At 66.6% G+C, this 21,609-nt stretch carries 17 protein-coding genes and 1 pseudogene; 17 read left to right on the forward strand and 1 reads right to left on the reverse strand.

Annotation, left to right across the window (positions count from 1 at the left end; translation table 11 throughout):
- Window positions 1-340 precede the first annotated feature (340 nt).
- From CAP13_RS05860 to dltD, 10 genes and pseudogenes are all read left to right on the forward strand, one after another.
- Window positions 341-2,605 carry a UvrD-helicase domain-containing protein gene (locus tag CAP13_RS05860; RefSeq protein WP_425429837.1) on the forward strand — a complete coding sequence of 755 codons (2,265 nt, stop codon included), beginning with the start codon at window positions 341-343 and terminating at the stop codon, window positions 2,603-2,605.
- Window positions 2,511-3,071, forward strand: a pseudogene (locus tag CAP13_RS10280) (AMP-binding protein); the annotation flags it as partial. The gene CAP13_RS05860 and the pseudogene CAP13_RS10280, both read left to right, overlap by 95 nt.
- Before the next feature lie 49 nt (window positions 3,072-3,120).
- On the forward strand, window positions 3,121-4,317 hold the full coding sequence (locus tag CAP13_RS05870) for a PD-(D/E)XK nuclease family protein (protein ID WP_085830637.1): 1,197 nt from the start codon (window positions 3,121-3,123) through the stop codon (window positions 4,315-4,317).
- Between the two features lie 18 nt (window positions 4,318-4,335).
- Window positions 4,336-7,059, forward strand: a complete 2,724-nt coding sequence (locus tag CAP13_RS05875) for a UvrD-helicase domain-containing protein (protein ID WP_425429838.1) — start codon at window positions 4,336-4,338, stop codon at window positions 7,057-7,059.
- Window positions 6,956-7,273, forward strand: a complete 318-nt coding sequence (locus CAP13_RS10285; RefSeq protein WP_245798936.1) for a PD-(D/E)XK nuclease family protein — start codon at window positions 6,956-6,958, stop codon at window positions 7,271-7,273. Before CAP13_RS05875 ends, CAP13_RS10285 begins: the two co-directional genes overlap by 104 nt.
- 452 nt (window positions 7,274-7,725) lie before the next feature.
- Complete coding sequence (dltA, locus tag CAP13_RS05885) at window positions 7,726-9,279, forward strand: D-alanine--poly(phosphoribitol) ligase subunit DltA (protein ID WP_085830639.1); 1,554 nt, start codon at window positions 7,726-7,728, stop codon at window positions 9,277-9,279.
- Between the two features lie 5 nt (window positions 9,280-9,284).
- Entirely contained in the window at window positions 9,285-10,496 is a 1,212-nt protein-coding gene (dltB, locus tag CAP13_RS05890; RefSeq protein ID WP_085830640.1) for a D-alanyl-lipoteichoic acid biosynthesis protein DltB, read from the forward strand.
- On the forward strand, window positions 10,489-10,734 hold the full coding sequence (gene dltC, locus CAP13_RS05895; RefSeq protein ID WP_085830641.1) for a D-alanine--poly(phosphoribitol) ligase subunit DltC: 246 nt from the start codon (window positions 10,489-10,491) through the stop codon (window positions 10,732-10,734). Before dltB ends, dltC begins: the two co-directional genes overlap by 8 nt.
- Window positions 10,731-10,928: a hypothetical protein gene (locus tag CAP13_RS09935; RefSeq protein WP_179184956.1), complete on the forward strand. Its 198-nt coding sequence runs from the start codon at window positions 10,731-10,733 to the stop codon at window positions 10,926-10,928. Before dltC ends, CAP13_RS09935 begins: the two co-directional genes overlap by 4 nt.
- Window position 10,929: 1 nt before the next feature.
- Entirely contained in the window at window positions 10,930-12,207 is a 1,278-nt protein-coding gene (gene dltD, locus CAP13_RS05900; protein WP_085830642.1) for a D-alanyl-lipoteichoic acid biosynthesis protein DltD, read from the forward strand.
- A gap of 464 nt (window positions 12,208-12,671) precedes the next feature.
- Here dltD and CAP13_RS05905 read toward each other — a convergent pair whose 3' ends face one another.
- On the reverse strand, window positions 12,672-14,006 hold the full coding sequence (locus CAP13_RS05905; protein WP_085830643.1) for a homoserine dehydrogenase: 1,335 nt from the start codon (window positions 14,004-14,006) through the stop codon (window positions 12,672-12,674).
- Window positions 14,007-14,338: 332 nt separating this feature from the next.
- Here CAP13_RS05905 and CAP13_RS05910 point away from each other — a divergent pair, with 332 nt between their 5' ends.
- From CAP13_RS05910 to CAP13_RS05940, 7 genes are all read left to right on the forward strand, one after another.
- Window positions 14,339-15,520 carry an ABC transporter substrate-binding protein gene (locus tag CAP13_RS05910; RefSeq protein ID WP_085830644.1) on the forward strand — a complete coding sequence of 394 codons (1,182 nt, stop codon included), beginning with the start codon at window positions 14,339-14,341 and terminating at the stop codon, window positions 15,518-15,520.
- A 101-nt stretch (window positions 15,521-15,621) separates the two neighbouring features.
- Window positions 15,622-16,503, forward strand: a complete 882-nt coding sequence (locus tag CAP13_RS05915) for a branched-chain amino acid ABC transporter permease (protein ID WP_085830645.1) — start codon at window positions 15,622-15,624, stop codon at window positions 16,501-16,503.
- A 9-nt stretch (window positions 16,504-16,512) separates the two neighbouring features.
- Window positions 16,513-17,583: a branched-chain amino acid ABC transporter permease gene (locus tag CAP13_RS05920; RefSeq protein ID WP_085830772.1), complete on the forward strand. Its 1,071-nt coding sequence runs from the start codon at window positions 16,513-16,515 to the stop codon at window positions 17,581-17,583.
- Window positions 17,573-18,439 (forward strand): ABC transporter ATP-binding protein, encoded by an 867-nt coding sequence (locus CAP13_RS05925; RefSeq protein WP_085830646.1) that lies wholly within the window; start codon window positions 17,573-17,575, stop codon window positions 18,437-18,439. Before CAP13_RS05920 ends, CAP13_RS05925 begins: the two co-directional genes overlap by 11 nt.
- 28 nt (window positions 18,440-18,467) lie before the next feature.
- Window positions 18,468-19,169 (forward strand): ABC transporter ATP-binding protein, encoded by a 702-nt coding sequence (locus tag CAP13_RS05930; RefSeq protein ID WP_085830773.1) that lies wholly within the window; start codon window positions 18,468-18,470, stop codon window positions 19,167-19,169.
- 511 nt (window positions 19,170-19,680) lie between these two features.
- Window positions 19,681-20,691 carry a bile acid:sodium symporter family protein gene (locus CAP13_RS05935; protein WP_085830647.1) on the forward strand — a complete coding sequence of 337 codons (1,011 nt, stop codon included), beginning with the start codon at window positions 19,681-19,683 and terminating at the stop codon, window positions 20,689-20,691.
- A 6-nt stretch (window positions 20,692-20,697) separates the two neighbouring features.
- Window positions 20,698-21,468: a DUF4931 domain-containing protein gene (locus CAP13_RS05940; RefSeq protein WP_085830648.1), complete on the forward strand. Its 771-nt coding sequence runs from the start codon at window positions 20,698-20,700 to the stop codon at window positions 21,466-21,468.
- Window positions 21,469-21,609 lie beyond the last annotated feature (141 nt).

A 21,609-nucleotide genomic window follows, 5' to 3' on the forward strand; every position in this document is an offset into this window, starting at 1 on the left:
CCGCGCCGCCGCGGTGGACGCGGCCCTGGCCGAGGCGGGGGAGGACTACGGCGAGCTCCTCTCCTGGTACCGCCTCTCCTCAGGCGAAATGTCGCGCGGCACGAGCGTGCGCTCCCTGGTGGAACGGCTGCTCACGCTGGCCTCGTCGGCTCCCCACGGCCTTGCGGACCTCAAGCTCCATCGGGGCTCCATCGATCTCTCGGGCGTCCGCGATGCCTATCAGGCCCTGCTCGAGAACGGCAACGGAAAGGGGGTGGGCATCGCGCAGGCCGCGCTTGCGGCGATCGATGCCTACGAACAGGGGTCTTCCCGCACCCAGGCCGATCTCCTGACCTGCCTGATGGCCCTCGACGCCCCGCGGGCGAGCAAGGGCTTCCCGGCGGAGAGCGTGGCCTGGCTCAAGGCCGAGGTCGCCGACGCCTCCGTCAACGCCTATCTCGCCGCCTCGCCTGCGCTCGAGCAGCTCATGGAGCTCACCCAACGCGTCGTCTCACGCTATGCCGCGCTCAAACGCGAGCAGTCCCTGCTCGACAACGACGACCTCCTCCGCCTCGCCTACGAGGCCCTGCGCGACCACAGCGAGATCCGCGCGGCGTACGCGGGCCGGTTCAAGCTTGTCATGATCGACGAGTTTCAAGACACCGACCAGCAGCAGGTCGATCTCATCGGCTTCCTCACCGGTGCCGGCGGCCGCGCGCTCTGCACCGTCGGCGACGCCCAGCAGTCCATCTACCGGTTCCGCGGCGCCGAGGTCGAGGTCTTCCGCCGCCAGCAGCGACGCATAGAGACCGCGGACGCGGGGGCGGGGCGCGTCGTCAAGCTCGTCAAGAACTTCCGCAGCCACGCCCAGATCCTCGAGTACGTCGCCCGGGTCTTCGATGATGCGGACGGCGGCATCATGCCGGGCTTCCTGAACCTCGATCCGCACGAGGGGCGCCGCGACGGCCTCGTTGCCGCCACGGCCTCGCGCCGACAGGCAATCCTCGCGGTGGGAGGGTCGGAGGACCGCACAAGGGCGGCGGCGGAGGGGATCGCCCGCCGGTTCCGCTCGCTCGCCGACGCCGGACAGCCGGTCGGCGGCATGGTGGTGCTGCTCGGGCGCATGAGCAATGCCGACGTCTACGCCGACGCCATACGAGCCCAGGGACTTGACTGCGTGATCGCGGGTGGCTCCGTCTTCGCGAGCCTCCCCGAGACCAAAGCCATCCTCGCCCTCGCCCGCACGCTCGCGAATCCGGCCGATGCGGCGTCCGGTTTGGCGCCCCTGCTTGCGTCTCCACTGTTCGCCCTCGGTGCCGAGGAGCTCCTCGCCCTCGCCACCACCTACGATCCCGAGACGGGGGAGACGAGCCGCCGACGCATCGAGATCGGCCTCATGGCAGATGAGGACGCACCGGGCTTCGGACCTCTGCCCCTGCTGGATCGGGCCCGTACCGTCCTGAGGCGGGCCCTCGCGCGCGTCGGTCGCGATCCCTTCGCCGAGATCGCCCGCGACGTGGTGAACGAGTCGGGTCTGTTCGTTCGCCTCGCCGCCCGCGGCGCCGAGGGGCGCGCTCAGGCGGCAAACGTGCTGAAGGCGCTTGACGCCCTCGAGGAGGCCGAGGCAGAGTGCGGCCGGTCCCCCCGCCTCATAGCCCTGGCCTTCGAGCGCTTCCTCAGGTCGAAGCAGGCTCCGGGTGCCTTGAACGAGGAGGGCTCCGGTGCCGTGCGCATCATGACGGTCCACATGAGCAAGGGCCTGGAGTTCCCCGTGGTCGCCGTCGCCGAGTGCTACCGGATCCGGGCCACGGCCGACAGGCTCCAGGCGAAGCGCGGGGAGGACGGCGTCATGATCGCGGCGCTGCCCGCAACCTACCCCGATGTGCCGCTGGCAGAGGGGGAGATGCTCCCGGGAGAGGAGGTCAAGAAGCGCTTCGCCAAGTTCCTCGGCGGACAGACCCCCTGGCTCTCAGCGGAGCAGGTCGATGAGGTCTCCGCAACCGGTTCGGCGGCGGCCGCATGGCTCGAGATGCGCGCCGAGGAGGATCGCCTTGCGCTTGAAGAGCGCGCCCGCCTGCTCTACGTCGCCATGACGCGCGCGCGAGAGGTCTGCATACTCGCCCTGGAGGGGTCGCCAACGGGGTCGGCGGCCAAACTCGCGTTCAATCCCGATCGGGATCTCACCGGCGAGGTTCTGCGCCGCATCCTGCCCGGCGGGGGAGCGTCGCTCGACGTCGATCGCCTCTGCTTCGACAGCTCCGTCCCCGGGGACTTCGAGCTCATCTCCCTCTCAGATTTCACCTATGGGGACCAGGTATACCAGGCGAACGCGACGGAGCCCGCGCCGGCGGGGATGACCGCCGCCTCAGGTGCTGGCACCCCGCAGGAGGAGCCCCCAGACAGCCTCACCCTTGTTCGGCCCGCCTCTGTTGCGGTCTTCCTCGTCCCCGCCACCCGTGTCCGGGACTCCTACAGCTACACCTCGGTCGCTGCGGCGTATGCCGCTGCGGGCGAGGATCGGCTTGAGCGCGATGAGGCCAGGATGTCCGACCGCATCGCGGCTGAAAACGCCGANCTGCTACATCCTATTCACCTCCGGATCCACCGGTGCGCCCAAAGGGGTTGAGGTCACGGCCGCCTGCCTGGATAACTTCCTCGCCTGGGACCTCACGCTCGGTGGTATCGACAAGACCGGCCTCGTCTATCTTGACCAGGCGCCGTTCTCCTTCGACCTCTCGGTCTTCGAGATCGCCGGCGCGCTCGCCTCCGGCGGCACCTTGGCGAGCCTCACCCACGGCACCCAGCAGAGCATGGCGGGCCAGCTCGCCGCCCTCGCCGCATCCGACATAGACGTGTGGGTCTCAACCCCCTCATACGCCGACCTCATGCTCTCCGCCCCCGAGTTCTCCTCCTCGCTGCTCACCGGCGTCAAACTCTTCCTGTTCTGCGGAGAGACTTTGGCGAACACCACGGCGCGGCGGCTGCACGAGCGCTTCCCAGGCGCTCGTATCTTGAACACCTACGGACCCACGGAGTCGACGGTCGCCGTCACCGAGATCGAGATCACACCCGAGATGGCCGCCGCACCCGCACCCCTGCCGGTGGGCCGACCGCGTCCCGGGACCCGCCTGCGCATTGTGGATGGAGACGGCACCGCACTCGNCCATCTGGACGGAGCTCCGCGCTCGTCTCGCCGACCCGCCAACGGCCGCGGTGGGGGAGGGCGATATCGCAGCCGATCTCGACCCGGCGGCCGCGCGGGGGCTCGAAACCAATCGGGTCACCTGCCTGCCGCCCCAGGCCCTCTCCTCCGGCTCCCTGCCCTACCTTGTGCTTCGCCAGCGCGATCCGGAGAACCCCGATGCCCCGCTCGAGCCCCGTCAGCTCTCGGCGTCCCAGATCGAGGCCTATCTCACCTGCCCCCTGTGCTGGTTCGTCTCGAACCGCATCCGGCCGGCCGGCATCGACGCCGGATTCGGCGGCATCGAGATGGGCAACTTCGTGCACGATGTCCTCTACCGTCTGCATACCGCCCTCATCGAGAACGGCCTCAAACGCGTGACGCCTCAAAATCTCGGGGTGGCGCTGGAGACGCTCGAGAAGGTCTTCCGCGTAGTTGCCGACGAGCACGCCCGAGGCAAGACGGCGAGCTCCGCGGCTCTCGTGCCGCTCTCCGCCGCCGAGCGCCTCGAGCGGGACAGGCTTCTGCCGCAGATCAGGCGCGTCGTGCGCGCGGAGGCCCCGGCGCTCACCGCCTTCTCCCCGAGCCGCCTCGAGTTCTCCTTCAACGAGCTCGGGGTGCGCTACGCGGGCCGCCCGCTCGGCGGACGCATCGACCGCGTCGATGTCGACGAGGCCGGTCGGGGCGTTGTGATCGACTACAAACACCGCTCCGGCGCGGGCGCGTTCAGGCTCATCGATCCCACGGTGCCCGATCGCCGGACGGGGTTGGTGCCCGCTGACGATCCCGATTGGCTGCCAGCGCACACGCAGACGCTCATTTACGCCCAGGCGCTTCGCCATGCGGATCTCGGCATCAACCCACGCGCCGCCCTCTATTTCATCACCAAGGACGCATCCCCCGCGTTCCAAGGGGCCGTCTCCGCCGAGCTCGTCGAGTTCGAGCAGGGCGATGGGCACGCCCCCGGCATCAAGGCCGGCTTCCCCGATGAGGAGGCGGGCGGCACCCTCACCTTCGACGACCTGCTCGATCGCGTGGAGGCCGTCATCTCGCAGCGTCTTGACGCGCTCGAAGCCGGGGACATCCATGCAGTTGCGGACGAGGCCCGGTCATGCGCCTACAACCATGAGCTCGGATTCACCCGGAGGGATGCGTAAATGGACCTCTCGACCCTCATGCCCCAGCAGCGCGATATCGTCAAGACCCTTGACCGGCCCCTGTTCGTCTCGGCCGGAGCGGGCTCAGGCAAGACCTTCACCCTCACACGGCGCATCCTCTGGGCCCTCTCCGAGGAGTCGGGCCCCTTCGCCGCCGGCATGGACGAGGTCATGGCCATCACCTTCACCCGTGACGCCGCCGCTGAGATTCGAGAGCGTGTTCGGGCGGCCCTTATCGCGGAGGGTATGGACCGCGAGGCCCTCTCGGTCGATGACGCGTGGATCTCCACGATCCACGGCATGTGCGCGCGCATTCTGCGGGCCCATGCGCTGGAGCTCGGCCTGGACCCCGAGTTCGGCGTGCTCACCGACACCGACGATCTCCGCGCCGCCGCGGTGGACGCGGCCCTGGCCGAGGCGGGGGAGGACTACGGCGAGCTCCTCTCCTGGTACCGCCTCTCCTCAGGCGAAATGTCGCGCGGCACGAGCGTGCGCTCCCTGGTGGAACGGCTGCTCACGCTGGCCTCGTCGGCTCCCCACGGCCTTGCGGACCTCAAGCTCCATCGGGGCTCCATCGATCTCTCGGGCGTCCGCGATGCCTATCAGGCCCTGCTCGAGAACGGCAACGGAAAGGGGGTGGGCATCGCGCAGGCCGCGCTTGCGGCGATCGATGCCTACGAACAGGGGTCTTCCCGCACCCAGGCCGATCTCCTGACCTGCCTGATGGCCCTCGACGCCCCGCGGGCGAGCAAGGGCTTCCCGGCGGAGAGCGTGGCCTGGCTCAAGGCCGAGGTCGCCGACGCCTCCGTCAACGCCTATCTCGCCGCCTCGCCTGCGCTCGAGCAGCTCATGGAGCTCACCCAACGCGTCGTCTCACGCTATGCCGCGCTCAAACGCGAGCAGTCCCTGCTCGACAACGACGACCTCCTCCGCCTCGCCTACGAGGCCCTGCGCGACCACAGCGAGATCCGCGCGGCGTACGCGGGCCGGTTCAAGCTTGTCATGATCGACGAGTTTCAAGACACCGACCAGCAGCAGGTCGATCTCATCGGCTTCCTCACCGGTGCCGGCGGCCGCGCGCTCTGCACCGTCGGCGACGCCCAGCAGTCCATCTACCGGTTCCGCGGCGCCGAGGTCGAGGTCTTCCGCCGCCAGCAGCGACGCATAGAGACCGCGGACGCGGGGGCGGGGCGCGTCGTCAAGCTCGTCAAGAACTTCCGCAGCCACGCCCAGATCCTCGAGTACGTCGCCCGGGTCTTCGATGATGCGGACGGCGGCATCATGCCGGGCTTCCTGAACCTCGATCCGCACGAGGGGCGCCGCGACGGCCTCGTTGCCGCCACGGCCTCGCGCCGACAGGCAATCCTCGCGGTGGGAGGGTCGGAGGACCGCACAAGGGCGGCGGCGGAGGGGATCGCCCGCCGGTTCCGCTCGCTCGCCGACGCCGGACAGCCGGTCGGCGGCATGGTGGTGCTGCTCGGGCGCATGAGCAATGCCGACGTCTACGCCGACGCCATACGAGCCCAGGGACTTGACTGCGTGATCGCGGGTGGCTCCGTCTTCGCGAGCCTCCCCGAGACCAAAGCCATCCTCGCCCTCGCCCGCACGCTCGCGAATCCGGCCGATGCGGCGTCCGGTTTGGCGCCCCTGCTTGCGTCTCCACTGTTCGCCCTCGGTGCCGAGGAGCTCCTCGCCCTCGCCACCACCTACGATCCCGAGACGGGGGAGACGAGCCGCCGACGCATCGAGATCGGCCTCATGGCAGATGAGGACGCACCGGGCTTCGGACCTCTGCCCCTGCTGGATCGGGCCCGTACCGTCCTGAGGCGGGCCCTCGCGCGCGTCGGTCGCGATCCCTTCGCCGAGATCGCCCGCGACGTGGTGAACGAGTCGGGTCTGTTCGTTCGCCTCGCCGCCCGCGGCGCCGAGGGGCGCGCTCAGGCGGCAAACGTGCTGAAGGCGCTTGACGCCCTCGAGGAGGCCGAGGCAGAGTGCGGCCGGTCCCCCCGCCTCATAGCCCTGGCCTTCGAGCGCTTCCTCAGGTCGAAGCAGGCTCCGGGTGCCTTGAACGAGGAGGGCTCCGGTGCCGTGCGCATCATGACGGTCCACATGAGCAAGGGCCTGGAGTTCCCCGTGGTCGCCGTCGCCGAGTGCTACCGGATCCGGGCCACGGCCGACAGGCTCCAGGCGAAGCGCGGGGAGGACGGCGTCATGATCGCGGCGCTGCCCGCAACCTACCCCGATGTGCCGCTGGCAGAGGGGGAGATGCTCCCGGGAGAGGAGGTCAAGAAGCGCTTCGCCAAGTTCCTCGGCGGACAGACCCCCTGGCTCTCAGCGGAGCAGGTCGATGAGGTCTCCGCAACCGGTTCGGCGGCGGCCGCATGGCTCGAGATGCGCGCCGAGGAGGATCGCCTTGCGCTTGAAGAGCGCGCCCGCCTGCTCTACGTCGCCATGACGCGCGCGCGAGAGGTCTGCATACTCGCCCTGGAGGGGTCGCCAACGGGGTCGGCGGCCAAACTCGCGTTCAATCCCGATCGGGATCTCACCGGCGAGGNCGGGTCAACGCCAGCGCCTGCAAGGTGCGATCACGCGGTGGGAGGCGTCCTCTGTGCGCGCCGAGGCTCGTGCCTGGCCTCGCCTGCGTGCCGAGGTCCCCTTCTACACACAGGGCTCCGAGTCGCTCTCCCGTTTCGGGTCCTTCGTCGAAGGGGCCATAGACCTGCTGGCCACCGATCCGGCTGACCCCACGCATGCGCTCGTGGTCGATTACAAAACAGGTGGTTCATCTGGGGAAGCGCCCGATGAGCTCAGGGAGAAGCACCGCCTCCAGGCCGAGATCTACGCCGGTGTCCTGCGGCGCGCCGGCGTCTCGAAGGTCACCCTCAAGTTCGTGCGCGTCGAAGTTCCGGACCGGGACGATCCCACGCAGCCCGAGGTGGTCACCTACCGTATGTGAGCGGGTGTCGGCGCCGCTGCCCGCACCGTCGGCAAGGGGTGGCAGGGCGGCGTCATCGCTCGGCGCTATCGAGACACATCAGGGGAGACGCTGCCCATGGACTGCGTCGCCACCGCCACGGTGTCCGCGTGGGCCTCGATCATGATCCGAGCACACGCTCCCCGCAGACCCTCCATAGTCCCCGTGCCATCCCCGTCTTTCCGTCTTCTGAGCACACGGAGGGGAGATCGGGCGGGGCACCGGCGGTGAGCAGCTTGATCGCCATGCCGCAACCTATACCTCCGGAGCGCTTCTGCGCCCGCGGGGGGCGTCAGCGCATCCAGCATTCTGAAGGTATCCTTACGCTTTTCTTACGCTTATGTCAGGGTGCCCGTTTACGGGCTGCGGCCAGAGCAGGAACGCATACCATAGGGAGCCGTGTTTTCACCTGCACGCTTCCGGAGGACCCTTTTATGAGATTCATCGACCTCGTCGCCACCCACGCCGCCGCAACCCCTGCTGCTGCGGCGCAGCGCACTTCGGATGGCGAGGAGATCACCTACGGGGAGTTGTGGGAGCGCTCAGGCGCTATCGCCCGGCACCTGGCGTCCGAAGTCCCCGCGTCGTGCGCCCGCACGGCCCCGGTGATCGTGTACGGCCATAAGTCCCCGCTCATGATCACGGGCTTCCTCGCCTGCATGCGCGCCGGCCGTCCGTACGTGCCCATCGACTGTCATTCGGTGCCCGCCGATCGCGCCGCCGGCATCGCCGCGCAGCTGCCCCGCCCCACGGTCCTCGCGACGGAGGACTTTCCGGCCGCCGCGGCCGCCACATCCGGCACCGTGCTCTCGCGGGAGGTCCTGCGAACGCTGATCGAGGCCGGGGGATCCGTTTCCGCCAATCGCGCCATAGCGGGTGAGGACACCTGCTACATCCTATTCACCTCCGGATCCACCGGTGCGCCCAAAGGGGTTGAGGTCACGGCCGCCTGCCTGGATAACTTCCTCGCCTGGGACCTCACGCTCGGTGGTATCGACAAGACCGGCCTCGTCTATCTTGACCAGGCGCCGTTCTCCTTCGACCTCTCGGTCTTCGAGATCGCCGGCGCGCTCGCCTCCGGCGGCACCTTGGCGAGCCTCACCCACGGCACCCAGCAGAGCATGGCGGGCCAGCTCGCCGCCCTCGCCGCATCCGACATAGACGTGTGGGTCTCAACCCCCTCATACGCCGACCTCATGCTCTCCGCCCCCGAGTTCTCCTCCTCGCTGCTCACCGGCGTCAAACTCTTCCTGTTCTGCGGAGAGACTTTGGCGAACACCACGGCGCGGCGGCTGCACGAGCGCTTCCCAGGCGCTCGTATCTTGAACACCTACGGACCCACGGAGTCGACGGTCGCCGTCACCGAGATCGAGATCACACCCGAGATGGCCGCCGCACCCGCACCCCTGCCGGTGGGCCGACCGCGTCCCGGGACCCGCCTGCGCATTGTGGATGGAGACGGCACCGCACTCGCCGCCGGAGCACCGGGCGAGATCGTCATCGAGGGCGACACCGTGGCCCGGGGGTACTTCGGCCGCAGCGACCTCACCGCCCACTCCTTCTCACGGGTCACATGGGAGGATGGCACGACCGTGCGCGCATACCGCACCGGTGACGAGGGCTACCTCGACGATGAGGGGCTCCTCCATTACCACGGCAGGCTCGACCTGCAGGTCAAGCTCAACGGCTTCCGCATCGAGCTCGGAGAGATCGAGGAGCAGCTGCGTCGCCTGCCCGGCATCGATGCCGCGGCCCTCACCGCGCCGATGCGTGACGGCCGCGTCAACCACCTGGTGGCGCACATCGTCTTCAACGGTGAGCGCCTTGCAGGCGAATCCGACTTCCGCCTCGGCCTTCGCCTGAAAGAGGAGCTCAAGGCCTCGCTCCCGCATTACATGATCCCCAAGAAGATCGTCTTCCTCGACGCTCTTCCCATGACGGGCAACGGTAAGGTCGACCGCCGCGCCCTCGCGGAAACCCGGGGGTAGGCTCGATGGGGTTCTACTCGTCCGCGTCGTTCTTCATCGCCCTCGTCGTCGCCATCGTCCCCGCCGCGGCCCTCGGCCTCACGGGGCACCGCATCAAGCCCTACGGCATCGCTGCCTCCGTGGTCATGCTCGCCTTCCTGTACTCGAGCTCGATGCGGGCTCTCGGCGCCTTCCTGCTCTTCCTCGCGGTGTCGACCGTCTGCGTCCAGTTCACCCTCGCCTCATGGAGAAGCGGGCGGAAAAGCATCGCCCTCTACCGCATCTGTCTCGCCGCGACCCTCGCGCCCCTGGTCATCTACAAGGTGAGCGTCGCCGCAGGTCCGGGCATCCTCGGCTTCATCGGCATCTCGTACCTCACCTTCCGTTCGGTGCAGGTCCTGATAGAGATCCGCGACGGCCTCATCGAGGACCTCGGTATCGTCGACTTCCTCTACTTCCTGATCTTCTTTCCGACCATCACCTCAGGCCCCATCGACCGCTCGCGCCGGTTCCTCGCCGATGCGACTGCGCGCCTTGAGCGCCGCGAGTACCTGGACCTGCTGACCCGCGGCATCATCCTGCTCCTTGTGGGCGCGGTGATGCAGCTGGTGATTGCGACCATCCTGCTCAGCCTGAACCAGGTGGCCCCCGATGCGGGCCTGCCGAACGTGAGCACGATCGCGATGCCGCACGGCCTGCGCGGTGTCGCCCGCGCCTACCTCTACGGCCTCTACCTCTTCTTCGATTTCGCTGGGTACTCGTACATGGCGATGGGCGCGAGCTACTGCTTCGGTGTGAGGACCCCGGCGAACTTCCGGGCCCCCTTCGTGGCCACCGATATCAAGGACTTCTGGAACAGGTGGCATATCACGCTCTCCACCTGGCTGCGCGACTTCGTGTTCATGCGCTTCGTGCGCATGGCCACCAAACGGCGCCTGTTCAAAAGCCGGCTCACCACTGCATGCGCGGGGTACCTGGTGAACATGACGCTCATGGGGGCCTGGCACGGTCTCACCGCGAGCTATCTCGCCTACGGCCTCTACCATGGTATCCTGCTCGCGGCGACCGAGGTCTACCAGAAGCGCTCGGCGTTCCACAAGCGGCACAAGAAGGATCGCTGGTATCTGGTGCTCAGCTGGTTCATCACGCTGAACCTGGTGCTCATCGGATTCGCCCTGTTCTCAGGGCAGGCCCAGACCATCGTCATCAACCTCATGAAAGGAGCCATAGATGGATAGGGAAGAGCTCGAGGAGCAGGTGCTCACCATGCTCGAGGAGATCTGCGACGACGAGGCGGTGCGCGAGGAGCGCGACATCGACCTCTTCGAGGCGGGGCTGCTCGACTCGATGGCGGCGATCGAGGTTCTCGTTGCAATCGAGGAGCGTTTCGGCGTCGACATCGCGCCGACGGCGGTCGAGCGCGATGAGATGAACACCGTGAACAAGATCATTCATCAGATCGAGATCCGCCTGTGAGCGGCCTGAGATCAGATAGGGTGCGGCGCCTCACGGATGCTCCCGCCCGGGTGCGCGCCTGGTTTCTCGGGGGCAGCTGGGGAGCCGACCTCGCCTGGGGCGCTGCCGCGCTCGCGCTGGTGGCGGTGCTCGCCTGGTTCTTCATCCTCTCTCCCTACGGGGCCCCCGCCGCCCCCGTGTCCGCGGAGTTCTAGGATGGGTGAGATGCAGGTGGACAAGATCGGCGCCTCTCCGTGCATCGGCCGCCGAGCCGTCGTGGTCGGGGCCGCCCTCGCGCTCTCGACCGGGGCGCTCGGGTTCTTCACGCGTCACGCCAGCCAGCAGACGCGCAGCTCCCAGACGTCCATCGTGACCTATCCCGCTGCGGTGCAGCTGACGAGCTTCGACTACATGCTGGACACCCTCGCGTTCCGCACGCGCAACGGCGAGCATCCCAAGCTGATCTACGGGTCCTCGGAGCTCGCGCCTGATCTCGCGGGACCAGCCCATCCGGCTCTTCTGCTCACGAACGGCCGCTACGCCATCGACATGATGACCATGGGCCGCGCGGGCACGGCTGATCTATGGGCTGCCATAGAGATGGGCGCGATGGCGCCCCAGGTGCGCGACCGCCGCATGGTGTTCTTCGTGAGCATGCAGTGGTTCCTTTCGTACCGCAACCCCGGAAAGGAGTTTCCCGGCGTTTTCTCCGAGGGCGCGTACCAGGCGTTCATGACGAACCCCTATATCTCCACCGAGCTCAAAGGCTGGATCACAGACCGCATGGCGGAGTACGGCATCGATCGCCGCAGCGGCTCCTCCCCGATACGGGCCCTCGTCGAGGCTGTCGACGGCTACGCGGCGAGTCTCTCCTCCGACCTTCGCGAGGAGGCCGGAGCCGATCCTGCGGCGGCACCGGGGGCGCAGACGACCCCGCTTCGCGCGGTGACCGCGCCCCTCACGGCTGAAGAGGAGGCCGCTCAGCCCAAAACCGTTGCCGGGGACCCTGACTGGCCCTTCATTTTCGCCGCCGCCCTCGCAGATGCACGCTCACGCTCAGGAGGGAACAACCTTGGGTTCTATGACGATTGGTATAAAAAGAAGTTCAAGACTTGGGAGAAGGGCGCGAAGAAGAGCTGGCGGCGACAGGCCGATGGGGAGTATTTCAGCCGGCAGGAGCTCGATGACTTCAAGATGCTCCTCGAGGTCTGCCATGAGGCGGGCATCACGCCGCTCGTGGTGATCCAGCCCGTCAAGGGCGCGGCCTACGATCAGACCATCTACACCTGTGACGTGCGCCGACAGTACTACGACATGATCCGTGGGGCCATGAGCGAGGCGGGCGTCTCGTTCGCGGATTTCTCCGATCGCGAATACGACCCTTTCTTCCTGCGTGATTATTCACATCCGTCAGATCTGGGCGGGGCCTATTACTCCCGCGCCATCTACTCCTGGTTCACAACCGGAAAGGCGGACACCTCGAAGATCTCTTAGCAGGAACGGGCCCCACGGTTCGCAGGAAGTCCTCTGAATGCACTGGTTTTGAGGGCGGCCCCGTGGTCCTGTTGGGCATCTGCAGGATGTCCTCTACGTGCACTGTTTTATGTTTCGCGACCACAGGCGGTGGGGTTGGGGAGGACGAAAGCCTCCGCGTGCACCGTTCTCGTTCTTTGAGGGCGGCCTCGTGGGCTGGATCTGTCGGGCGCCTACGGGAAGTCCTCTGCATGCGCGGTTTTAGGGGGGTTGTTATACAGGATGTCCCCTGAGTGCATGGAAATCGGCCCGCCATTGGTCTCCCGAGCGCGTTGGTTACCTCAAATTCCTGCGGTTTTATTTCGGACGAGAGGCTGTATTGCAGGATGTCTTCTGAATGACCGTGCATCCAGGGAACATCTGCGGGCGCGCATAACCGACTCTGGTCAAAGCAGTCCGGCAAGAGCGACACCGGCAAAACCCAGCTAGTTCTCCTCAACCTCCTGGGTCCAGGCGTCCACATCCTCGATGCGGATGACGTTCGCCACCTCCCGAACGGCTTCGTCCCCAGAGAGCTCCTCAACGGCGGCGGCCAACGCACGCTCCGGCGCCCGTTTGGTGACGATCGCGATGGTGCCGCCCTCGTCTTCGGCTCCCGGCAGGCTTCGCGCCGAGGTGATCCCGATGTCATGGCGGGCGAGGATCTCCACGGCGCGTACGAGGGCACCTGCCTCCTCATTCGCCGTGATCCGCAGGAAGAAGCTGTTCTCGAGCACATCGATCGGAAACACGGGGCGCACAGCGCGGTAGGGCGTGGGCTCAGGCAGGGGTTGTTCACCGCGGGCAAGCGGTTCGGCGAGCGAGAGGATGTCGCCCACCACGGCGCTCGCAGTGGGGAAGGACCCCGCGCCGGCCCCGTAGAACATCGTCTCGCCCACGGCGTCGCCCACCACGTACACGGCGTTCATCGCATCTGAGACGGCGGCCAGCTGGTGGGTGGCCGGAATCATGGCCGGGTGCACGCGAGCCTCGATACCCGCCTCGGTGTCGCGTGCGATCCCCAGCAGCTTGATCGTATAGCCGAGTTCGCGGGCGGCTGCGATATCGTCGGTGCTGATTCGGCGAATGCCCTCCTGGAAGACGTCATCGGTGGTCACGCGCGTATGGAAGCCGATGCTTGCGAGGAGCGCGGTCTTGCTCGCGGCGTCGAAACCGTCCACATCGGCCGTGGGGTCCGCCTCGGCGTAGCCCAGGCGTTGGGCATCGGCGAGGACCTCCTCAAAACCCGCCCCCTCGCGCTCCATGCGCGAGAGGATGTAGTTGGTGGTCCCGTTCAGGATGCCGGCGATCGTGAGGATGCGGTTGCCGGTGAGCGCGTGCTCGAGGGCGTTCACCACGGGGATGCCGCCACCCGCCGCTGCCTCGCACTTGAGCTGGACACCCGCGGCTTCCGCGATCCCGGCAAGACGCTCCATATGGCGGCCGAGGAGGGCCTTGTTGGCCGTCACCACGTGCTTGCCGGCCGCGAAGGCCGCCTCGAAGATCTCGGTCGCCGGATGCTCGCCGCCGATGAGCTCCACGACGATGTCGACGGCCGGGTCGCTCACGATCTCCCGCCAGTCGGCTGTAAACCGCTCGGGCGCGAGCCCTGTGGCCTCGGCCTGCGCGGAGGATCGGGAGCAACCGCGGACCACATCGAGATCGATGCCGTATGCGGCTCGGTATTCGTCGCGGTGGGAGAGGACGAGCCTCACCACGCCGCCCCCAACCGTGCCAAGTCCGATGATTCCGATGCCGATCGTCCGCTTCGCACCGCTCATGAGGAGGCCCCTTCCGTGTGGGTAGCTGCATTGCCGGCCTCATTGTAACGAAGGGCTGGAACGCGCTGAAACAGAGATGTAACACGTGGTCAAAGGCGGTAAACCTGCTGGTGGAGCGCGTGGCCTCGCCCCGGTGCCGCAGTCAAGGCGCGTCGTTTGACGTGCATATCGCCCCTGCCTGTCGAAAAGCCCTCGCTTTGCCATGGCAAAGCGAGTAGGCTGGTGCGAACGCTCCGCATCAATTCTTCGCACGTAGACGTGCGAAATGGAATGGGGCGCTGCCATATTCGGAGCCGGGCTCATGCCCGGCGCGCACACGGAAGGAGAGCCGTATGTCTTTGAACATGAACCCTGCCATGAATCGCAGGAGCCTGGTAGCGGGCGTAGCCGGGCTGGGGGCTGCGGGCATTCTCGCCGGGTGCTCCGGCGGCGGCGCCTCGTCAGACGGCGGATCCGCGGCGGGCTCGGGCTCGGCCATCAAGATCGGCAGCATCGGACCGAAGACGGGGGCCACCGCATCCTACGGCCTCTCCGTCACCAACGGCGCCGAGCTCGGCTGTAAGGAGTTCTCGGTCGACGGCCTCTCGTTCGAGTACCGCAGCGAGGACTCAACGGGCAACGCCGAGACTGCGGTGAACGCCTACAACACGCTCGTCGACTGGGGTATGCAGGCCCTCGTCGGCCCCACGCTGACCGGTCCCTCGGTCTCCGTGGCCGCCTCCTGCAACGACGACCGCACTTTCATGATCACCCCGTCCGCGTCCTCCGAGGACGTCACGAGCGGCAAGGACTGCGTCTTCCAGGTCTGCTTCACCGACCCCAACCAGGGCAAGAACGCGGCCCTCTTCCTCGCCGACAAATACGCCGACGAGAAGATCGCCGTCATCTACAACTCCGGTGACGCCTACTCCTCGGGCATCTACAACGCGTTCAAGGAGCAGGCCTCGGCGTCCAAGCTCCAGATCGTGAGCGAGGAGGCCTTCAAGGACGATTCCGCCTCGAGCTTCAACAACCAGCTCACCAAGGCCCAGGCCGCCGGCGCGACCTTCATCTTCGCGCCCATCTACTACACTCCGGCCTCCGTGCTCCTCACCAACGCGCACGACATGGGCTACGAGGTCACCCTCATGGGCTGCGACGGCATGGACGGTATCCTCGGCGTGGAGAACTTCGACACCAGCTATGCCGAGGGCCTGCTGCTCATGACCCCGTTCTCAGCCGACGACCCGGCGAGCGCCGATTTCGTCAAGGCCTACCAGGACGCCTACGGCGAGACGCCCGACCAGTTCGCGGCCGATGCCTACGACGGCGTCCACGCGGTGGCCGAGGCCATCAAGAAGGTCGGCGTCACCGCGGACACCGCGCGCGAGGACGCGTGCGACAAGCTGGCCGCCGCCATGCTCGAGATCACGGTGGAGGGCCTCACGGGCACGCTCTCCTGGAATGACAAGGGCCAGGTCGAGAAGGACCCGACGGCATACGTAATCACGGACGGCAAGTACGTCAAGGCGTAGGTGAATCACCTGCACAGACGTACTCCAAGCAGGCAGGGACGGAGCTCCGCCCCTGCCTGCGTTCGCATGTACACACGGTTTCAAGATTGCGGGGTGCATACATGACGGTCTTCCTCCAGTACCTGGCCAACGGCCTCTCGATGGGAAGCGTCTACGCCATCATCGCGCTCGGATACACCATGGTCTACGGCATCGCCAAGATGCTGAACTTCGCCCACGGCGACGTGATCATGGTCGGCGCGTACGTCTCCTTCTGCGCGACGAGCTACCTGGGGCTGCCGGCCCCGGTCGCCGTCCTCATCTCCATCCTCGCCTGCACGGCCCTGGGTGTCCTCATCGAGGGGCTCGCCTACAAGCCGCTGCGCCAGGCGGGCCCGCTCGCGGTCCTCATCACCGCCATCGGCGTGTCCTACCTGCTGCAGAACGCCGCGCAGCTCATCTGGGGCGCCACGCCCAAGAACTTCACGGCCATCGTGAGCTTCCCGGTGCCCGAGCCCTTGGCCTCGCTCAACGTCTCGGCGGTGAGCATCACGACCATCATCGTCTGCCTGGTGATCATGGCGGCCCTCATGTGGTTCACTGGCCACACGAAGATGGGCAAGGCCATGCGCGCGGTCTCCGAGGACAAGGACGCCGCCCGCCTCATGGGTATCAACGTGAACCGGACGATCTCGATGACCTTCGCGATCGGCTCGGCCCTGGCCGCGCTCGCCGGCGTGCTCATGTGCAGCTACGCCCCGGTGCTCCAGCCCACCACGGGCGCCATGCCCGGTATCAAGGCCTTCACCGCGGCCGTCTTCGGCGGCATCGGGTCGATCCCGGGCGCCTTCATCGGCGGCATCCTGCTCGGCATCATCGAGGCTATGGCGCAGGCGTACATCTCCTCGAGCCTGGCGAACTCCATCGTCTTCGCCGTCCTGATCGTCGTGCTCCTGGTGAAGCCCGCGGGGCTCCTTGGCAAGTACGTGCCGGAGAAGGTGTAGGTGGCAGCCATGAAATTCTTGAACGATAAGGTCACGCGCCGCGACTTCCTCACCTACGGCCTGGTGGTCGCAGCCTTCATCGTCGTGTCACTCCTCGCCTCCCAGGGCGTGATCCCGCGGTCGCTCAGTGGTCAGCTCGTGCCCGTCACCTGCTACGTCGTCATGGCGATCTCGCTGAACCTCGTGGTCGGCGTCGCCGGAGACCTCTCGCTCGGCCATGCCGGCTTCATGAGCGTAGGGGCCTTCTCCGGGGTCGTCTGCGCGATGAGCCTCTCCGCGGCCATCCCCGATGACGGGATCCGCTTGGCGGTTTCCATGGTCGTCGGCGCGCTCTTCGCGGCCGTCGCGGGCTTCCTCATCGGCATCCCAGTCCTGCGCCTGCGCGGCGACTACCTGGCCATTGTGACGCTCGCCTTCGGCGAGATCATCAAGGAGGTCGTGAACTGCCTGATCGTGGGCACCGATGCGATCGGACTGCACGTGATCTTCAACGTCGCCGGCGACAAGACCGTCGACGACCTGCACCTGCTTGAGGGCGGGGTGGCCATCATCAAGGGCGCCCAGGGCGCTTCGGGCACCGAGAAGATCGCGACCTTCGCCGCCGGGTTCGTGCTCGTGATGATCGCGCTCGCCGTCGTGCTCAACCTGGTGCGCAGCCGCGCCGGCCGCGCCATCATGGCCGTGCGCGACAACCGGATCGCCGCGGAGAGCGTCGGCCTCTCCATCACCAAGTACCGCCTTATCGCCTTCGTGGTCTCGGCGGCCCTGGCCGGTGCCGCGGGTGCGCTCTACGGAGCTAACTTCTCGCAGCTCTCACCCGCCAAGTTCGATTTCAACACCTCGATTTTGGTGCTGGTCTTCGTCGTCCTCGGCGGCCTCGGCAACATGCGCGGCTCCATCATCGCCGCCGTGCTCCTGACGATCCTGCCCGAGGCCCTGCGCGGGTTCTCGGACTACCGCATGCTCGTCTACGCGATCGTGCTGATTCTCGTCATGCTCTTCACCAACAACCCGCAGCTGAAGCTCACCCTGGGCAAGCTGCTTCCGAAACGAGAGGGGGCGGTCGCCCATGGCGAATAAGTTCAACTTCCAGCGGGCGCGGATGGTGCCGGTCCCGAGCCGCGCCATCGTGCCCGATCGCGACCTTGAGCACACGCCCGCGCTCGAGTGCATCCACCTGGGGATCGAGTTCGGCGGTCTCAAGGCCGTGGACGATTTCAACCTGACCATCGGCAAGACCGAGATCGCCGGCCTCATCGGCCCGAACGGCGCCGGCAAGACGACCGTCTTCAACCTGCTCACCAAGGTCTACCAGCCCACGCACGGCACCATCCTCATCAACGGTCAGGATACAAGCGGCAAATCCGTGGCGCAGGTGAACCGCATGGGCGTGGCCCGCACCTTCCAGAACATCCGCCTGTTCGATTCCATGAGCGTGCTCGACAACGTCAAGGTCGGTCTGCACAACCAGGAGCCATACTCCGCCTTCGAGGGCGTCATCCGCGCCCCACGGTTCTGGGCCCGCGAGCGCGAGTTCGAGGAGCGGGCCCACGAGCTGCTCGACATCTTCGACATGGGAGGCCTTGCTTCGGAGCGGGCCGGCTCGCTGCCCTACGGCGCCCAGCGCCGGCTCGAGATCGTCCGCGCCCTCGCGACGAACCCGCGGCTCCTCCTCTTGGACGAGCCCGCGGCGGGCATGAACCCGTCCGAGACTGCGGAGCTCATGGAGAACATCGTCAAGATCCGCGACACCTTCCAGATCGCGATCATGCTCATCGAGCATGATATGAGCCTCGTGATGAACATCTGCGAGGGCATCTGCGTGCTGAATTTCGGCCGCGTCATCGCGAAGGGCACACCGGAGGAGATCCAGAGCAACGAGACCGTCATCGAGGCGTACCTCGGCAAGCAGAAGGAGGCGGGCACCGATGAGTAACGAGGACCGTGCGACGAACGCGGAGGCCATGCTCTCCGTCTACAACATCAACGTCTGGTACGGGGCGATCCACGCCATCAAGAGCGTCTCCTTCGACGTGCGGGAGGGCGAGATCGTGGCTCTGATCGGGGCGAACGGCGCCGGCAAGTCGACGACGCTGAAGACCGTGTCCGGACTCCTCCGCAGTCAGACCGGCTCCATCACGTTTTTGGGCGACGACATCATGCACACCCCGGCCGACAAGCTCGTAGGCCGCGGGCTCGCGCAGGTGCCCGAGGGGCGCCGCGTCTTCCTTGAGATGTCCGTTGAGGAGAACCTCGAGATGGGGGCCTACACGCAGCCCAAGACCAGCGTGGCTCCGGGCATCGCGCGGGTGTACGACGCGTTTCCGCGCCTGAAGGAGCGCCGCCGCCAAGTGGCGGGAACGCTCTCTGGCGGTGAGCAGCAGATGCTCGCCATGGGACGCGCGCTCATGAGCAATCCGAAGCTCCTGATGCTCGACGAGCCCTCGATGGGGCTGGCGCCCATCCTGATTGAGCAGATCTTCCAGATCATCGAGGACCTGCATCGCTCGGGTTCGACGATCCTGCTGGTGGAGCAGAACGCGCAGATGGCGCTCTCCATCGCTACCCGCGCCTACGTGATGGAGACCGGCAAGGTCACGCTCACTGGTACCGGGGCCGAGCTCCTCGTGAACGACGACGTCCGCCGCGCCTACCTCGGCGGGTAAGGGGCTTCCTTTGACAGCCGAGGGCCTCCCTTAACGGTTGGGGCGCCGCGGGTGGGGCGCCCTATGGCGGCCAGATTGGGGGAGTAGAGCGCCCGCGGCGCCTGAAAAGCGCGATGTCCCCTGGATGCACGGTTTTCGGCGATGAAGAACAAGATGTCCGCTGGATGCACGGTTTTTTGTGCTGAAAAACAAGATGTCCTCTGGATGCACGGTCATTCAGGGGACATCATGCTATTCATGGCTAGCTAGTCAGCAAAAGCGCAGACCACCTCTGAGCGTATGCGCATCGGCCGAGTCGCACCTCTTCAAAAACCGTGCATTCAGAGGACATCCTGCTGAAAGCCCTCTACCTCTTGCATACAGAGGACATCCTCGCTCGCGTGCCGCCGCCGCGCCCCGCGCCCTGTTTCACGCCCGTATCGCGGCCCGCTGGCCATTGACGAGCACCGCCCGCAGGCAGACCATAGGTGCCGCGTGCATTCAGAGCAAGACGAGGAGAGCGGGCTTGACCATGGAGCAGTGGACGAAATTCGGCAAGGCGATCGCAGGGCGCATGCCCGTCATCGTCCCGCTGTGCGTGCTGCTCGGCGTGTTTTTCCCACGGTTCTTTGGCGCCGCAGGCCCCTTTGTCCCCGCGATCTTCGCGTTCATGACCTTCCAAGGCTCGCTCAACAACACCCTCGGCCAGCTCATCGAGACCTTCCGGCATCCCGTCGACCTTCTCGTCATCATCGTGATCACCCTCGTTCTCATGCCGCTCGGCGCCTTCGCCTTAGCCCAGATCTTCTTCGCCGACAACACCAACCTCGTCACCGGCATCGTCCTCGAATACTCGGTGCCCGTCGGTATCGTGAGCTTCATGTGGGTCGGCATCTTCGGGGGCAACGGCTCGCTTGCGCTTGCGACCATCCTCGTCTCAACGCTGATCTCGCCGTTCAGCATCCCCCTCACGCTGAGCCTCCTGCTCGGCGAGGCCGTGGCCATCGACGCCGTCGGCATGATGAGCTCCATGATCTTCATGATCGCGCTGCCGGCGCTTGCCGGCATGGTCCTGAACGAGCTCACCCATGGATGGGGGCGCGAGAGGCTTTCCCCGCTCATCACCCCCGCCTGCCGCGTGCTCATGCTCGTGATCATCACCGCGAACTCCACAGCCATGAGCGAGCATGTGCTGCATCTGACCTGGGAGCGCGTCGGGGTCGCCGTGTTCATCCTCCTGTTCGCCACCACGGGCTTCATCTGGGGCATGCTTGCCGCGCGGATCTTGAACCGCCCCTTCGCGACGTTCGTCACCATGAGCTTCGACTGCGGCCTGCGCAACATCTCGTCGGGCGCCGTCATCGCCACGCAGTACTTCCCTGGCGAGGTGGTCTTCCCGGTGATGTGCGGCACCCTGTTCCAACAGGTTCTCGCCTCATTCGCCGGCCGTGCCATGCAGTGGCTGGGGGATGAGGAGACCCGACGGCAGGACCGCGAGGTCTCCGGCGGCCTCGCCATCCTTAAGCGCCGTCGCAAGGGATGATCGCCCATGCCCCTCATCTTCGAGAGCATGGCGTCGCAGGGGAAGCCCGATGACAACAGGCGACCGACCGGCCACTGTCCATTTTGCGACACCGACGCCCTCACGGATGTGCTCCTGCGCGAAGGGGACCGCATCTGGCTCATGAACAAGTACCGGACCCTGCGCGACACGGTCCAGACTGTCATCATCGAATCCGCAGATCACGATGGGGACCTCTCAAATTATCCGCGGGAGCAGGCCCGTGCGGTGATCCGCTTCGCGCTCGCCTGCTGGGATGCGATGATCGCCACGGGGTCGTTTCGCAGCGTGCTCATGTACAAGAACTTCGGCCCGCTCTCGGGCGGGAGCCTGCACCACCCTCATCTGCAGGTGGTGGGTCTCTTGCATGAGGACGGCTATGCGAACGTCGGGCCCGAGAACCTGGGCGGCATGCTCGTGAGCGAGCGCGCAGGCGTCGACGTACGCGTCTCAGACGACCCGGTGATGGGCTTCTTCGAGGTTAACATCGGCATGCGATGCGATGCCGGGCCGGTTGCGCGCGATGCCTTCGCCGACGCGATCCGAGCGACGGCGGCCTATGTGCTCGAACGCCATCACGGCGGCCGCTGCACCTCGTACAACCTCTTCTTCTATCACGTGGAGGGCCGCACCGTTTGCAAGGTCGCGCCCCGCTGGGTGGCCTCGCCGTATTATATCGGCTACCGGCTCGCCCAAGTGGACTGCCGCGAGAAGCTCGCATCGGATGCCGAGGAGCTGAGGGCGCACCTCGAGGTGTGAGGACACGATCTACCGCTTCTAGCCGCGGCCGCGGTGCGCTGCTGGGGCCGATCTTGCGGTGTCGATCTTTCATACGGTCGCGGCGCATGAGCTGCCGCTGAATCGGCCGGTGCCAGACAAGGGCCTTTTGAGCGGCTTGAT

This window comes from Collinsella vaginalis (assembly GCF_900176655.1).
GTDB lineage: Bacteria > Actinomycetota > Coriobacteriia > Coriobacteriales > Coriobacteriaceae > Collinsella > Collinsella vaginalis.

Bases quoted from the DNA above. Each gene is read 5' to 3' on its own strand.
- dltA (WP_085830639.1), top strand. From the start codon at position 7,726: ATGAGATTCATCGACCTCGTCGCCACCCACGCCGCCGCAACCCCTGCT.
- dltB (WP_085830640.1), top strand. From the start codon at position 9,285: ATGGGGTTCTACTCGTCCGCGTCGTTCTTCATCGCCCTCGTCGTCGCC.
- dltC (WP_085830641.1), top strand. From the start codon at position 10,489: ATGGATAGGGAAGAGCTCGAGGAGCAGGTGCTCACCATGCTCGAGGAG.
- dltD (WP_085830642.1), top strand. From the start codon at position 10,930: ATGGGTGAGATGCAGGTGGACAAGATCGGCGCCTCTCCGTGCATCGGC.
- CAP13_RS05905 (WP_085830643.1), bottom strand. From the start codon at position 14,006: ATGAGCGGTGCGAAGCGGACGATCGGCATCGGAATCATCGGACTTGGC.
- CAP13_RS05910 (WP_085830644.1), top strand. From the start codon at position 14,339: ATGTCTTTGAACATGAACCCTGCCATGAATCGCAGGAGCCTGGTAGCG.
- CAP13_RS05915 (WP_085830645.1), top strand. From the start codon at position 15,622: ATGACGGTCTTCCTCCAGTACCTGGCCAACGGCCTCTCGATGGGAAGC.
- CAP13_RS05920 (WP_085830772.1), top strand. From the start codon at position 16,513: ATGAAATTCTTGAACGATAAGGTCACGCGCCGCGACTTCCTCACCTAC.
- CAP13_RS05925 (WP_085830646.1), top strand. From the start codon at position 17,573: ATGGCGAATAAGTTCAACTTCCAGCGGGCGCGGATGGTGCCGGTCCCG.
- CAP13_RS05930 (WP_085830773.1), top strand. From the start codon at position 18,468: ATGCTCTCCGTCTACAACATCAACGTCTGGTACGGGGCGATCCACGCC.
- CAP13_RS05935 (WP_085830647.1), top strand. From the start codon at position 19,681: ATGGAGCAGTGGACGAAATTCGGCAAGGCGATCGCAGGGCGCATGCCC.
- CAP13_RS05940 (WP_085830648.1), top strand. From the start codon at position 20,698: ATGCCCCTCATCTTCGAGAGCATGGCGTCGCAGGGGAAGCCCGATGAC.